A 15,149-nucleotide genomic window follows, 5' to 3' on the forward strand; every position below is an offset into this window, starting at 1 on the left:
GAATTCTCCTACTGATAGGAGCTATATTTTCCCTATTCTCCAATGTGAATTATCTTTCTATTGTATGATTACACAAAGGATATCGTTTGTACGAACGCCCTCTTTCTTCCTATTCGAGAAACTTGACAATTAAAATAGAGATATTATATTCTTTACAGTGACAACTTACTAAATATAAGTAATTTATAGACATTATTTTATACAATTGATATGTAATTTGGAGGAAATATCATGACAAAGCAAGATTTCTTTAGTGTTTTATACGAGCGTACATCGAATCGCGCATTCAATCCAGAAAAGGAGATTTCCGCTGAAGAACTTCATCAAATTTTAAAAGCAGCTGCACAAGCTCCATCTGCTTGGAACTTACAACATTGGAAATTCCTTGTTTTTCAAGGAAAGGATGTTCAAAGTCGCCTACATCCAATCGCATACAATCAACAACAAATTCTTGATGCCTCTGCTGTAGTAGCCATTTTAGGTGATTTAGAAGCATATAAGAACGTGGAAACGGTCTACAACCCACTTGTGGAACAAGGATTGATGAAAGTAGAAGCGAAAGAGCGATTAGCTCAAAATATTGAATCTGCATACAATCGTGAGCAATATCCACGAGATGCAGCTTTCTCAAATGCATCTTTAGCGGCAATGCAACTTATGCTTGCAGCAAAAGCAACTGGATGGGATACTTGTGCAATTGGTGGTTTTAATTCACAAGCATTAATAGAAGAGTTTCATATTTCTTCTCGTTATGTCCCAATTATGCTTATTACAATTGGTGAATCTAGCCTAAAAGGTCATCCTGCACCACGTATGAGTGTTGAAGAAGTAACAGAATGGGCAAAATAAAAAAACGAAGGTGAATCCCTTCGTTTTTTTATTTCATCTATTTGTAATATATGTCATTTGAATTCGACATCATTATTAGAAATCATGCGATAAACTTATCTATGCTTAGTAAAAAACAAGGGATTATGTCGAATTTCGTCGTCTATTTGGAATATAAGGGTGATTTTTTGTTACAATTATGATACAATAGTAACAAATAGATAACAAGAGAGGGATTTTAATTGAATTCATGTGGAAGCTTTATTGCATTTTTAAGCTATGCCGTTACTGTGTTACTTCTATACTTTATTGGCGATGCTACAAACATTGCAATATTGCAATTCTCAAAAGAAAAAGCATTCCAGCTAGAAGAGGGAGTACATACCTCGCGATCTATCGTACCATTACTTTTAGCCCTTCCCGTATATGTCATCGTTTTATATAAAAGTAAAAAAGCGTAAAGACTACCTGTTTCTTTTATTATGGTGGTCTTTATTTTATGTAGAAAATAACCTTTTATATTTCTCTTCAAACTATCTCTACTTCAAGTGAATGAAAATAAGAAAATATCCTAGTAAAAACTGCACGCTTTGTCCAATCATCCCCTATACAAAACACATACATTATAAATATGAAAGGGGTGATGAAGAGTATGTTTGGATCTTTTGGGTGTTGTGACAACTTTAAAGAAAGAGATCGCCATCATCATGAAAAAGAAGATTTTAAGGGACGTTTTAATAGAAACTTTGATAGAAGATTCTCTGTATGCAACGTCCTTGAAAATGTTGCAATAGGAACTAACATTTCCCTTCTTACGTTAAAAGACAACGGAACATTCAATAACGTAATATTTCAAGGTTTTTGCAATGGAGTTGCATTATTCTCTGCCGGCGAAGATGGATTTGAAGATGACTTCACAGGACTTTTACGCGTTTGTCTAGATGATATTGTTGCTATCGCTATCTAATAATCTCTTGTCTACTTTATGTACAAAAAAAGCCCTGAGACCGATTTCATTGGCCTCAGGTTTTTTGTACTTAAATACTTTTTACTAATTCAACAACTTCTTCAGCCGTTGACATCATTAATGCTTTTTGTGCTAACTCTTCCATTTCTGCTTTTGACAATTTGCTTAATTGTGTTCTTGCAGGAAGGATAGATGTTGCACTCATACTAAATTCATCTAATCCTAAACCTAATAATAGCGGGATTGCAAGTGAATCTCCTGCCATCTCACCACACATACCAGCCCATTTTCCTTCTTTATGAGCAGCATCGATTACCATTTTTACAAGACGTAAAATAGCTGGATTATATGGTTGATACAAGTAAGATACACGTTCATTCATGCGATCCGCAGCCATTGTGTATTGAATTAAATCATTAGTTCCGATTGAGAAGAAATCAACTTCTTTAGCAAATTGATCTGCTAATACTGCCGAAGCTGGTATTTCTACCATCATACCTACTTCAATAGAATCAGAAACTGTTGTACCAGCTTTAACAAGCTTTTCTTTCTCTTCTAATAAGATTGCTTTCGCTTGACGGAATTCAGCAAGAGTTGCAATCATTGGGAACATAATTTTTAAGTTACCGTATACGCTAGCACGAAGTAATGCACGAAGCTGTGTGCGGAACACATCTTGCTCTTCAAGGCATAAACGAATTGCACGGTATCCTAAAAATGGGTTCATTTCTTTTGGTAAATGTAAGTATGGAAGCTCTTTATCTCCACCAATGTCAAGTGTACGAACAACGACTGGTTGACCTTCTTTTACTCCTTCCAGAACAGCTTTATATGCTTCGAACTGTTCTTCCTCTGTCGGAAGGTTATCACGGCCCATATATAAGAATTCTGTGCGGTATAAACCAACGCCTTCTCCACCGTTGTCAATGATACCTTGTACATCATTTGGCGTACCGATGTTTGCAACAAGTTCAACATGATGTCCATCGCTTGTCACAGTAGCTTGATTTTTTAATTTCGCCCATTCAGCTTTTTGCTCTTCAAATTTTATTTTCTTTTCTTCAAAAGTACGAAGAGTTTCTTCAGATGGGTTTACAATGACTTCTCCATCTAATCCATCGATGATTACGATATCGCCATTTTGAATTTTCTCCATAGCTACTTTCGTACCAACAACAGCTGGAATTTCCATAGAGCGAGCCATAATTGCAGAGTGAGATGTACGTCCACCGATATCAGTTGTAAAGCCTTTTGCATATGCGCGATTTAATTGTGCCGTATCAGATGGTGTTAAATCTTCAGCAATAATAATCACTTCTTCGGAAATTGTGCTTGGATTTGAGAAGTTAACTCCTAGTAAGTGTGCAAGAACACGTTTCGTTACATCACGAATGTCAGCTGCACGTTCTTTCATATATTCATTATCCATGTTTTCAAACATCGTAATAAACATCGTTGCAACTTCATCCATTGCGAATTCAGCATTTACTTTTTCATTTTTCACTTTATCCTTTACTGGGTTTACCAACTCCGGATCATTCAATACTAGTAAATGCGCTTCAAAGATAGCCGCTTTATCTGCACCTAACTCAGCGAAAGCGTGGTCTTTGATTGCTTCTAATTCAGATTTCGCCTTCTCTAACGCAGCTTCTAAGCGTGTAATTTCTGCAGCTTCATCCGTAATCGTTTTCTTTTCAATGTTAAATTCAGGATTCTCAAGTCTGAAAGCCTTCGCAATAGCAATCCCACTTGATGCAGCAATCCCTTGAATATGAAGAGTCATTATTCTCCTAATCCTTCGTTTTTCATTGTTTCTTCGATAGCTGCTAGTGCTTGAGCTGCATCATCACCATTTGCAGTGATTTTAATTTCCGCGCCTTGTTGAATGCCTAAAGACATAACGCCCATGATTGATTTTAAGTTAACATTTTTTCCGTTGTATTCTAAGTTAATGTCAGCACCGAATTTACTTGCTGTATTTACAAGTAGAGTTGCTGGACGAGCATGAATTCCTGAGTCACTAGTTACTTTAAAAATTTTTTCCATAGTTATTTATCTCCTTTAAATACATTATTTTTAGTTGTATAGACGTGAGTACTACATTATCTATTTTATATAATAGGTGATGTTCGGTCAACCACATCACCTATTATAATTATAAACATTTTGCGTCAATTTCTTACTGAATGTCAATAATAGCGGCTTCGCCTTTCTTGACAGTTCCTTCTTTTTTCAATATCACTTGTTGTCCTTGCTGTAAATTTGTAAAAACAACTGGTGTAATCGTAGACGGTGCATTTTCTTTTACAAATGCTAAATCTACTTTTAATAAAGGTTGTCCTTGCTTCACTTTATCACCTTGTGCAACAAGAGCTTCAAAGCCTTCACCATTTAATTTTACAGTATCAATACCAAAGTGAATTAAAATTTCTTTTCCGCCTTCAGATTGAATACCAATTGCATGTTTTGTTGGGAATACATTGACGATTTCACCATCTACTGGGGATACGACTACTCCTTCTGTTGGTTCAATCGCAAAGCCATCTCCCATCATTTTACCTGAGAACACTTGATCAGGTACTTCTGTAATCGGTAAAATTTTACCTTCCATTGGAGATACAAGCGTTTCATTTGTATCAGACTTTTGTACAACTTCTTCTACCTTTGCAGGCTCTTCTTTCTCTACGTGAGGTGTACGGCCGGACATAATATCATGAATTTGTGATTTTAACGTATCAGACTTCGGTCCAAAGATTGCTTGAATATTATTTCCTACTTCAAGTACTCCAGCTGCTCCAAGCTCTTTTAGACGATCTTTATTTACATTTTTTTGATCGTTAACTTGAACACGTAAACGTGTAATACAAGCATCTAAAGAAGCAATATTTTCCTTACCGCCAAGCGCTGTTAATACTTCACGTGGAAGTTCTCCTGCTTCTGTTTTTCCTGCACCGTTCGTATCTGTTGTTACTTCGCGGCCAGGTGTTTTTAAATTCCATTTACGGATTGCAAAACGGAAGCCGAAGTAGTAAATTACTGCAAGTGCAAGACCGACAATAATTACCCACCACCATGGTGTACGTCCTGGTAGCACGCCAAATAGTAAGAAGTCAATTAAACCACCAGAGAATGTCATACCAATTTTAACACCTAAAATGTGCATTGTCATGAATGATAGACCTGCAAAAACTGCATGGATTCCAAACAGTACTGGTGCTACGAATAGGAATGAGAATTCAAGCGGTTCTGTAATACCTGTTAAGAATGATGTTAACGCAGCAGAACCTAAAATACCAGCTGCTAATTTTTTATTTTCTGGACGAGCTTCATGATACATTGCTAATGCTGCTGCTGGAAGACCAAACATCATGAATGGATACTTACCAGTTGTAAATGTACCTGCTGTTAATTCTACACCATCTTTTAACTGTGCCATAAAGATTTTTTGATCACCGCGTACAAGCTCTCCTGCCGCATTTGTGTATTGACCAAATTCAAACCAAAACGGTGAATAGAAAATATGATGTAATCCAAATGGAATTAATGATCGCTCAATTAATCCGAAAATAAATGCTGCTAACGTTTTATTCGCATCAATCATTTGATGTGAGAATGTATTTAAAACAGTTTGAATATATGGCCATACAAAGCACATTAAAATTCCTAAAATTAATGAAAATGTTGCAGTTGCAATTGGTACAAAACGCTTACCTGCAAAGAAACCTAAGTATGGTGGCAATTCAATATTGAAATATTTATTGTAGCAATAAGCTGCTAATATACCAACGATAATACCGCCAAACACCCCTGTTTGCAGTGTTGGAATCCCTAATACATTTGCATACGCAGGATCTGCGAAACCAATTTTAACTGGATCCGTCCCTGTACTTGTTACTTTCACGAACTTGTCTACTTCTAAGAACACACTCATCGTTTTGTTCATAATTAAGTAGCCGACGAATGCTGCTAATCCAGCTACCCCGTCTCCACCTGCAAGACCAATTGCTACCCCAACTGCAAATAATAGCGCAAGGTTAGCAAATATAATGTCGCCAGATTGTTCCATGATTTTTGCAACCATGACAAACCAATCTGCCTTTAAAGCAGGAATTAGATTTGTTAACTGTTCATTTTGAAATGCGTTACCAAATCCAAGTAAAATCCCTGCCGCCGGTAAAATCGCTACTGGAAGCATAAGCGCTTTTCCGACTTTTTGAAGAACACCAAAGATCTTCTTAAACATGGAAAACCTTCCTCTCTTATCTATATTGTACTTTTCGACAAACGCCAAAAAGGCATGAGGAAAAAAGACAGAACGATAACTATACAAAAGGTAGTATATCCCTTTCTTTAGCTTACATTCCTTACTTTTTTCTACTCATGCCTGATCGAATCAGTAACACGTGTCAAAAATAAGTTTACGTATAATTTCATTATTATTAAAGCAAAGATTTTTACTACTCGCTTTAATTTGTTTGTCGAATTTTGTATAACTTTGCAGAACCTATTATACAAAACAATTGTAAGCGATTCAATCATTTTTTTCAACGTTTTCATTTTAGACAAAATTATATACTTGTTAGACGCGTTCTGCCTTTACTAATCGTTGCAAGTGCATCGTTAAATATATACTTTCTGCTTCATATACAGGGAGTTGCAATTCCTTTTGCATGACTTTAACAAGTTTCCATGCTAGATTATAGTAAACTGGATATTCAGCCTTTAATAAATCGGCAAACCCTTGTGCTTCTTCTACTTTTTCCCCTTTTTTTACCCGTTCAATTGCATATTGTAAATGACGAATTAGACGTAAATAATGAATGCTTTCTGGATCTAATGTAAGGTGTAAATTTGTCTCAATTAAAGTTACCAATTGGACAATAAGACGGGAATTTTGATTTACAGAAGCTAACTCAGAGTTTGTAAGCGAGCTATAAATATGAAGTGCAATAAACCCTATTTCTCCTTCTGGCAATGTAATTTGCAAACGAGAATTCAGCATTTGCACGACACCTGCGGCAATTTCATATTCTTTTGGATACAGCATTTTCGTTTCTACTAAAAAAGGATTATCGATTGTCAAACCTTGTTTTAGCCTTTTCAGCGCAAAAGAGATATGATCCGTTAGAGCAATATGAATATGTTCATTTAATGGTGCTTGTGCTTTTTCTTGAATAAAAAGCATAATATCATTCATTAGTGCAATGAACTGTTCACTTACATGCGGTACTAAAAGTTTATATTGTTCACGATCATGTTCATTTTTTAAAACAAACATTTTTTCAATTTGTTGCTGCTCGAGCACATCTTTTGCTTTTTTTCCAAATCCAATCCCTTTACCAATCACTACTACTTCCTTATGTTCAGGATGGTTAGCGATGATAACATTATTATTTAAAACTTTTTTTATCTCTAGACAATTATTCATATAACACCACCCTCGTCCTTAAATAGCCTGCCTTTATGTTACAGAACATCCTTCTTTTTCGTCAATGAAAACATCTACTGTACGCGAAAAAGTCGTTTTTTAGACATGTTTGCACAAGATGCGTATAATGGTAAGAGCAACCGTACGTAGAAAGGAGTACGACTACAATGATTAAAATGTTTGTAAGTGATATTGACGGTACGATGATGCAGCATGGAGGCTTGATTGATAAAGAAGATATTGCGGCACTTCGCAGCCTCGCAGAGCACAATATAATTCTTTGTTTTGCTTCTGGTCGACTAGATAATGAAATTGCTGATTTAATGAAAGAAGTTGGCACTCATTTCCACCGTATCAGTGTAAATGGTGTCTTTGTATATACACACGAAAATAAGCAATTATTATCTGCCACATTTGATTCTGAAATTTTACCTAATCTGTTATCTATGACAAATGAAGAACCTTATTTTCGTTATGTAAGTGATGAGCATAATTATTACATTGAAGAAAAAACACCTTTTATCCATGAACTTGAAAAACAAGTTACAATGACTTCCATTGAAGAACCTAATTTATTAAAAAAAATTGATGACACGATTTTTCCAAATAAAATTTCTGTGGGTGGTACAAAAGAAGATTTACAAATTCTTCAAAAGAAAATTAACGAAACATTTAAAAACAAAGTTAGCACGTTTATCTCTGCTGAACAATGCTTAGATGTTATGCCTCCAAATATCAGTAAAGGTTCAGCAATTTCCGTTTTATCAGAAGAATTCCAAATCACCCCTGAAGAAATCGCTTGTATTGGTGACTCTTACAATGATATCCCTATGTTTCACCTTACACCTCACAGTTTTGCCATGTCACAAGCTGATGAAGAAGTGAAAAAGCATGCTAAACATGTTGTTCCTTCTGTAAAAGATGCTGTAAAACATGTTTTACACTATAATGCTACACAACATAAAAATACGACTCGTTCCAAGTAGGGACGAGTCGTATTTTTATATTGCACAAAGTAAAATTACTTATTTCGTGAAATATTCGTAATAAACTTATAACGATCACCACGATAAATGCATTTTACGTACTCTAATGGTAATTCTCCTTCTGCATATGACCATTGTCTCATTACAAGCACAGGTGCTTTTTTAGGTATGTGCAGATGTTCAGCTTCATCATCTGTTGCAATTGAAGCTTCAATTGTTTGCGTAGCACGAACAAGTTTAAAGCCTAATTTTTTCTCTAAATGTTCGTATAAAGATTGTTGCAAAATTTCTTCGTTAATATCTTTTACAAGAGTTGGCGACAAATATGTTGTCTCAAAAGCAATCGGTTCATCATCAGCTAAGCGAATACGCCTCACTTCATAAATCGACTCTCCCTCTTGTATTCTAAGTCGCTCTGCTATTTTAGCAGTAGCAGGAACTAGCTGAAAACTTAATAATTGACTGCTCGGTTTCATTCCACGGGATAACATATCTTCAGTAAATCCCGTCATCCCTTGCAGTTTTTGCTCCACTTTTGGAAGTTGAACAAACGTTCCAATTCCACGTTTTCGATATAAATATCCTTGTTCCACTAAGTTATTAATTGCCTGTCTAATTGTCATACGACTTACTTCAAACTTATCACAAAGTTCATTTTCAGATGGAATTTTATCTCCCGGCTTCCATTCACCGTCCTCAATTAGCTGTTTCACCCACTCTTGAATCTGATAATAGATCGGAAATGGTGAATACTTGTCGATGTTCATCAGCAATCGCCTCACTGCATAAAGATAGAGCTTCTTGATCAGCGATTACGGTTACATTCGGATGACGTTGCAGAACTGTAGCAGGACACGCTTCGCTATACTCTCCTTGCAATAATTCTTTAACTGCTTCCGCCTTTTTCGGTCCCATAGCAACAAGTAGAATTTGCTTTGCTTTCATGATGCTTCCAATTCCCATCGTAATTGCATGCGTTGGTACATCTTCTTCTTTTTCAAAAAAGCGGCGGTTCGCTTGGCGTGTAGACTCTGTTAATTCTACAATATGAGTTCGAGAATGAAATGGCGTTCCTGGCTCATTAAATCCGATATGACCGTTTTCACCGATTCCAAGAATCTGTAAGTCAACTGGGTTAGCTGCTAGAATGCCTTCATAACGATTGCACTCTTCCACTAAATCGTTTGCCATCCCGTTCGGTACATAAGTTGCTTTAAATGGAAGATGATCAAACAGCTGTTCTTTCATAAAATAATGATAGCTGTTTTTATCTTCATGTGGTAAGTTTACGTACTCATCTAAGTTTACAGTGGTTACATGGCTTGTATCAAGTTTATTTTTTCTTATTTCTGCATAAATTCCAAGTGGAGAGCTTCCTGTAGCCATTCCTAAAGTTGGATTTCCCTTTGATTTTACAACATTTTCGATTAATTTATAACCTGCTTCGGCTAATTTTTCTTGAGATTCTACAACAAGAATATTCATCTTATTCCTTCCCTTTCTTCATATGAATTCCTAAACGAACTGTATCATATACATGTAAATCTTCATTCATTACAACGAAGTCTGCATCTTTTCCTACTGCTAATGCACCTTTATTTATTAATCCAAACTCTTCTGCTTGGTTCACTGATGTCATCAGTACCGCGTCTTCAATTGAACATCCTGTAAATTGAATTACATTGCGAAACGCTTGGTCCATTTTCAAAATACTACCTGCTAACGTGCCATCTTCTAATCGAGCACTTCCGTCTTTTACATGCACTGGTTGCCCACCAAGCTCGTACAATCCATCTTCTAGACCTTTTGCACGCATTGCATCCGTAATAACGCTAATTTTTTTAGGGCCTTTTAATTTATATGCTAATTTCACCATATCAGGGTGAATATGAATACCATCTGTAATTATTTCAACCATTATCTCTGGATTTAATAACACATGACCAACTACTCCTGGCTCACGGTGATGTAAACCGCGCATTTGATTATATAAATGAGTTGCATGTGTAATTTTTCTATTTTTTAATTGCTCATCGATTGCATCAGTATGCCCTATCGTACCAACAACACCTGTTTCAGCTAAATACTCTTCAAATTCAATTGCACCTTCTTCTTCTGGTGCATATGTTACCAATTTAATTAAATTCCCACTCGCCTCTTGCCACTTTTTAAATTGCTCAATATTCGCTGGGACAATATGTTCAAGCGGTTGTGCTCCTGCACGTTTTTTAGAAACGTACGGTCCTTCTAAATGAATATATTCAAAATGCGCTCCTTTTTCTTTCGCTTCTTTTGCAGCGCGTAACGCACGTTCAATCGCTTCTGGAGCTTGTGTCATTGTTGTTGGGAAGTAAGTTGTAACACCTTCTTTTAACATTTCTTGACCAAGGGTTACTAAACCATCGCTATTTGCATCCATCGCATCAATATCGTATCCACCATGAATATGAACATCGATCATACCTGGAATGATAATCTTTCCTTCTGCATCAAAAACAACTTCATCTTCTTGTGGTACATATTGAGCCATCAAACCAATTTCTGTAATTGTTTTTACATAACGAATAAATCCACTTTCTATTACTTCTTGACCGGTATAAATTTTGGCGTTGATGACAACTTGCGTTTTCATTTCCATCGACCCTTTCCCATAAAATACCTACTTGTTATAATTATCTATTTGCCTAACTCCATCTTAATATACACACGAGTAGTTGTCTATACATTTAAGTGAAATTTCCTTTTCTATTGTTAAAAAAGGAAATTACTCTTTATTTTCATTATAATATATCTTATTCTTTTTTCCAAAAAGGAAATTGCTCTTTGTTACTTTAATAATGGGAGTGGAGCATTGGACCACATTTTAATATGCTCTCCATCCGTTTCAATCTCCACTGTTCTTTTATTTGTCCCATACATCATCACACCATGCCGTTTTAATCTTTTGACTACACTTTGATGCGGATGACCATATGGATTCTTACTCCCATAAGAAAGAATAGCAAATTGAGGATTTACCCTTTTTAAAAAGGCTTCGCCTGTTGATGTATAGGAGCCATGATGTCCTACTTTTAACACATCTGCATGGACATCATATCGCTTTACTATTTTATTTTCCGTCCGTATATCTGCATCCCCCATTAATAAAAAATCCGCTTTCCCATAACGAACCTTTAATACAATTGAAGATTCATTATTCTCATCTTTTGATTTTCCATTATTCAACACTTGAATGGACACATGAGGATCTAACGGGAGATATTGCCCTTGTTTAACACGAACAAATGGAATTACTCTCTTTTTAATATGATTTCTATACGTATGATATGTAAGAGAACTATACGTTTTTCCACTATCTAATACAAGTGCTACAGGCATTTGTTCTATAATTGGAATTAGCCCACCTATATGATCCATATCCGGATGAGTTCCTACTATAACATCTAAATGATTAATTCCTTTTTCAAGTAACTTTTGAATAAGGACTTCTCCTGCTTCATAAGGTCCTCCATCAATTAATACCGTTTGACCATTTGGCAATGTAATCAATGTTGCATCCCCTTGCCCAACTTTAAAAAAACTTACTTTCATTTTCCCAAGATGCGGACGTTGCATAGAAAAAAAGGATGCCGCATGAATAGACATCATATATCGTTTCGCCGATGTGCTGTTTAATGAAAAACATAATAAAACAGAAACTAGCAAAAGAATACTCCGTACCCCTTTCATAACTTGCCTCCTTTTTTCATTTAGTATGACACGCTATGTATTTCATATACAAAAAAAGCTTAGCGAAGTGCTAAGCTTTCATTTTGATAATTCTTGCAACGAATCGAAGAATAAATCAGCTTCATTCATTTGTTCATTTTCTTCTGAAAGAGCAGGTAAGTCATCTAACGTTTGTAATCCAAATGTATCTAAAAACTCTTTGGTTGTCCCATATAAAATCGGGCGTCCTGGTCCTTCCGCGCGCCCAACCTCTTTGATAAGAAGATGTGAAACTAATGTTTGTAATGCTCTCTCTGTTTTCACACCACGAATTTCTTCCATTTCCATTCTCGTAATCGGCTGACGATAAGCAACAATGGCTAGCGTCTCAAGCGCTGCTTGTGATAACGAAGCAGCTGTTGGCGTGTCCATTAACTTTTGATAGTAAGGTGCATGTTCTTTCTTAGTAGCAAGGCGATATGCTTTCGCAAATTGTACAATTTGCAATCCACGCCCTTCACCTTCCCATTTCTCTTGCATTTCTTCAACGATTTTAATAACATCTTCCTCTTCAATCTCAAGTACTTTTGCTATTTGTTCTGGGTATATTCCTTCATCACCCGCGACAAAAAGAAGCCCTTCAGTAATTGCCATCTGTTCTTTTCTTTCCAACGTACAATCTCCTTCCTCAAATTATTTCATCCGAAATCCCCATAAAAAAACCGAATCACAGTTAAGTGCTTCCGGTTTGGTCTTTCTTTTTATTGTTTCACACTTTACTTAACAACGATTTTAGTATAGCGAAACTTGAATCAATGTTTGTTCTTTATCCCTACTAATTAAAAGTCTACCCCTCCCCAACCTTTTTACTTCCGCGAAATCGTGGGGCAGGAGTTTTCTTTCCCTAAAATAGCGAGATAAAGTGACACTTAAATCAGCGGTCTCCCACTGATTATGAGCTCTTACCTATCTTCCTTGCTTCCCTCTGAATCTTAAGATGGAAGTCTTACTGCTATCACTTGTCTTATCTTCTTCATTTGTTCTCACGCTCAAATTTTATTTTGAATTATGATTTGCACACGACAAAAAGATTTCATCAAAGTTTTGTTCTTGCTCAATAACAATTTGTTGATGTTTCATAAGCTCTAATATGGCTAAAAATGTTACAACCATCACTTCACGCTCTTCATCAGCAAATAAATCGTAAAAACTTTGACGACCACCTAGCGTTTCTAACTTTTGTAAAATATCGGTCATACGCTGTTCAATCGGTATTTCTTGACGAGTAATCCGCGCTGTTACAGGACGCTTGGATTTTTTGCGACGCATCATTTTTTGAAACGCAGCTAACATATCATATAGCGTAACATCAAGAGGCAGATTCGCCGCCTCTTCTTGCTGAAACGATGTAAAATCAATCGGTGGACGTGTATATAGCTGCGCTCTTTCTTGCTCTCTTTCTTTTAACTCTGCAGCCACCTGCTTATATTTTTTATATTCAATTAATCGCTCCATCAATTCTTGACGAGGATCATCTATAAAGTCCTCTCCACTATCATGTACATCTTCTTCTTGTTTCGGTAACAACATTTTACTTTTAATTTGTAATAGCGTTGCCGCCATCACTAAATACTCACTCGCTACATCTAATTGTAATTCTTTCATCGTATGAATATAAGATAAATACTGTTCTGTAATTTCTGCCACAGGAATATTATATATATCGATTTCATAACGATGAATTAAATGTAATAATAAATCTAAAGGCCCTTCAAATGACTCTACTTTAAAATTATATTGCACAAAGCATCCCACCACATTTTTTCTATAACAACATAAGTATAGAGCATACTTATGTTCTATCCAACCTTTTTAAGAAATTTAATAAAAAATAGATATTTGCCCATGCAAAGACGCCCACCCCTTCATATGATAACAATGTAGTTAGAACAATGTAGGAGGTACAAAAACTATGGGCAATGTTGATTGCGGTTTTAACAGTGGGTTCGCTTTACTTGTTGTCTTATTCATTCTACTGATTATTGTGGGAGCAGCTTGCTTCTGCTAATGTAGAGTGCAAGAAACGGCTAGGGAATAATGACCCTAGCCGTTTCTTATTTATTCCGCTATTAATAATAGGACGATCTGTAACTGTCTAATCGGCGACAATGAGGATGAAAAATCACTGATGGAAATTTCAGCGATATGATAAACTATATTACATAAAAACACGGACAGGAGCGAACGAAATGTATCCGAAAGCATACATACAATTTCTCATCCATTTTCATGGAGACTACGATTATTTTGAATGTCATGAAGTTTTAGAAGAGTATTGGAAATTAAAACCACGAGGTAAGCGTGATCATCATTGGGTTGGTCTTATTCAAATTGCAGTTTCTTTATACCATCAACGACGCTTAAATTGGAACGGGGCAGCCAAAATGATAAAACGTGCCATTGCCATCTTAGAAAAAGAACGTGAACCTATACATGCCTTAGGACTACATCATCAACAACTTTTAACCTTACTAAAAAAACAATTGCAATCTATCCAGAAAAAAGCAGATTTTCAACCGTTATTTTTACCTTTTTTAGATCCTACACTAGAAAACAGATGTATGGACTTATGCACTAAAAGCGGGCTTTCTTGGAAAAATACTCATCTAGCACCTAGTGAATATATCATTCATAAACATACATTACGCAATAGAGAACCTGTAATTGCAGAGCGACATGAACAATTAAAAAAAAGAAAGCAGAGATAACAAAAATTGTATCTCTGCTTTTATGAATGTATATTCTGCTCTACATTTTTACATTTCTCACAAAAGCTTGCTGTTTGTTCATTCCCACAAATCGTATAATCAGCAAACCTCTCTTGTAATTCTTTTACCATTTCTGTTCCAATTCCCATTTGTCGATGAGATGGATTCACACTAAGATGCTGAATTTCTAACAAATGCTCTTCCTTTTCTACAACCCCAATAATTCCAACAAAATCCTCATTTTGTTTCCATAAATACAATTGCCAATCGTCCTTTGTTTCATACTCTTTCATTGTCAACTGTAATGTTTTTACATCTTTTTCATTCGGCATAAAAGAAAGAAGTCCCATTGCAATCTTTTCATAACTTTTTTTAAAACGAATTAACATAAACCTTATCCCTTCTTACAAAAGTTATAAACCTTTCGTCCCCTCAATCGCTCTTTTTACATCACATCTATTCTA

Annotated in this window: 17 protein-coding genes; 6 read left to right on the top strand and 11 right to left on the bottom strand. The window is 35.8% G+C overall.

The genetic code is table 11. The features are described 5' to 3' along the window. Positions 1-231: 231 nt before the first annotated feature. From MR059_RS08280 to MR059_RS08290, 3 genes are all read left to right on the top strand, one after another. On the top strand, positions 232-849 hold the full coding sequence (locus MR059_RS08280) for a nitroreductase family protein (protein ID WP_012095202.1): 618 nt from the start codon (positions 232-234) through the stop codon (positions 847-849). A 221-nt stretch (positions 850-1,070) separates the two neighbouring features. After that, positions 1,071-1,289: a hypothetical protein gene (locus MR059_RS08285; protein ID WP_012095203.1), complete on the top strand. Its 219-nt coding sequence runs from the start codon at positions 1,071-1,073 to the stop codon at positions 1,287-1,289. A gap of 191 nt (positions 1,290-1,480) precedes the next feature. Further along, positions 1,481-1,795 carry a DUF3915 family protein gene (locus tag MR059_RS08290; protein ID WP_048721790.1) on the top strand — a complete coding sequence of 105 codons (315 nt, stop codon included), beginning with the start codon at positions 1,481-1,483 and terminating at the stop codon, positions 1,793-1,795. A gap of 70 nt (positions 1,796-1,865) precedes the next feature. On the opposite strand, the gene ptsP is transcribed toward MR059_RS08290, so the two are convergent. The 4 genes from ptsP to glcT all read right to left on the bottom strand — a co-directional run bounded on the left by ptsP (position 1,866) and on the right by glcT (position 7,223). Continuing rightward, positions 1,866-3,578 carry a phosphoenolpyruvate--protein phosphotransferase gene (gene ptsP / locus MR059_RS08295; protein WP_012095205.1) on the bottom strand — a complete coding sequence of 571 codons (1,713 nt, stop codon included), beginning with the start codon at positions 3,576-3,578 and terminating at the stop codon, positions 1,866-1,868. Continuing rightward, positions 3,578-3,841, bottom strand: a complete 264-nt coding sequence (gene ptsH, locus MR059_RS08300; RefSeq protein WP_000411078.1) for a phosphocarrier protein HPr — start codon at positions 3,839-3,841, stop codon at positions 3,578-3,580. The genes ptsP and ptsH overlap by 1 nt, the downstream gene beginning before the upstream one ends. A gap of 133 nt (positions 3,842-3,974) precedes the next feature. Next, a complete protein-coding gene (gene ptsG / locus MR059_RS08305) occupies positions 3,975-6,038 on the bottom strand; it encodes a glucose-specific PTS transporter subunit IIBC (protein WP_012095206.1) in 2,064 nt (687 codons plus the stop codon). Positions 6,039-6,374: 336 nt separating this feature from the next. Then, positions 6,375-7,223 carry a glucose PTS transporter transcription antiterminator GlcT gene (glcT, locus tag MR059_RS08310; protein ID WP_048721784.1) on the bottom strand — a complete coding sequence of 283 codons (849 nt, stop codon included), beginning with the start codon at positions 7,221-7,223 and terminating at the stop codon, positions 6,375-6,377. 167 nt (positions 7,224-7,390) lie between these two features. Between glcT and MR059_RS08315 the strand changes: the two genes are divergently transcribed. Beyond that, positions 7,391-8,209: an HAD family hydrolase gene (locus tag MR059_RS08315; RefSeq protein ID WP_242161699.1), complete on the top strand. Its 819-nt coding sequence runs from the start codon at positions 7,391-7,393 to the stop codon at positions 8,207-8,209. A gap of 35 nt (positions 8,210-8,244) precedes the next feature. Here MR059_RS08315 and phnF read toward each other — a convergent pair whose 3' ends face one another. The 6 genes from phnF to MR059_RS08345 all read right to left on the bottom strand — a co-directional run bounded on the left by phnF (position 8,245) and on the right by MR059_RS08345 (position 13,720). Further along, entirely contained in the window at positions 8,245-8,976 is a 732-nt protein-coding gene (phnF, locus tag MR059_RS08320; protein ID WP_081428398.1) for a phosphonate metabolism transcriptional regulator PhnF, read from the bottom strand. Then, complete coding sequence (locus MR059_RS08325) at positions 8,906-9,694, bottom strand: glucosamine-6-phosphate deaminase (RefSeq protein ID WP_242161700.1); 789 nt, start codon at positions 9,692-9,694, stop codon at positions 8,906-8,908. Before MR059_RS08325 ends, phnF begins: the two co-directional genes overlap by 71 nt. A 1-nt stretch (position 9,695) precedes the next feature. Continuing rightward, positions 9,696-10,841: an N-acetylglucosamine-6-phosphate deacetylase gene (gene nagA, locus MR059_RS08330; RefSeq protein WP_041810523.1), complete on the bottom strand. Its 1,146-nt coding sequence runs from the start codon at positions 10,839-10,841 to the stop codon at positions 9,696-9,698. Positions 10,842-11,035: 194 nt separating this feature from the next. Beyond that, positions 11,036-11,938, bottom strand: a complete 903-nt coding sequence (locus tag MR059_RS08335) for a ComEC/Rec2 family competence protein (protein WP_242161701.1) — start codon at positions 11,936-11,938, stop codon at positions 11,036-11,038. 78 nt (positions 11,939-12,016) lie between these two features. Next, positions 12,017-12,589, bottom strand: coding sequence for an SMC-Scp complex subunit ScpB (gene scpB, locus MR059_RS08340; protein ID WP_012095213.1), 573 nt, complete (start codon positions 12,587-12,589; stop codon positions 12,017-12,019). A 384-nt stretch (positions 12,590-12,973) separates the two neighbouring features. Then, the gene (locus tag MR059_RS08345) at positions 12,974-13,720 is read right to left on the bottom strand and encodes a segregation/condensation protein A (protein WP_012095214.1); all 747 of its coding nucleotides are present in this window, start codon (positions 13,718-13,720) and stop codon (positions 12,974-12,976) included. A gap of 169 nt (positions 13,721-13,889) precedes the next feature. On the opposite strand from MR059_RS08345, the gene MR059_RS08350 reads away from it, so the two are divergent. Continuing rightward, a complete protein-coding gene (locus MR059_RS08350) occupies positions 13,890-13,985 on the top strand; it encodes a YjcZ family sporulation protein (protein ID WP_081428399.1) in 96 nt (31 codons plus the stop codon). A gap of 181 nt (positions 13,986-14,166) precedes the next feature. Continuing rightward, positions 14,167-14,685: a DUF309 domain-containing protein gene (locus MR059_RS08355; protein ID WP_012095215.1), complete on the top strand. Its 519-nt coding sequence runs from the start codon at positions 14,167-14,169 to the stop codon at positions 14,683-14,685. Positions 14,686-14,705: 20 nt separating this feature from the next. On the opposite strand, the gene MR059_RS08360 is transcribed toward MR059_RS08355, so the two are convergent. Further along, on the bottom strand, positions 14,706-15,074 hold the full coding sequence (locus MR059_RS08360) for a GNAT family N-acetyltransferase (protein WP_087095295.1): 369 nt from the start codon (positions 15,072-15,074) through the stop codon (positions 14,706-14,708). Positions 15,075-15,149: the final 75 nt, after the last annotated feature.

It is taken from the genome of Bacillus cereus group sp. BfR-BA-01522 (genome assembly GCF_022662635.1).
In the GTDB taxonomy this organism is placed as follows: domain Bacteria; phylum Bacillota; class Bacilli; order Bacillales; family Bacillaceae_G; genus Bacillus_A; species Bacillus_A cytotoxicus.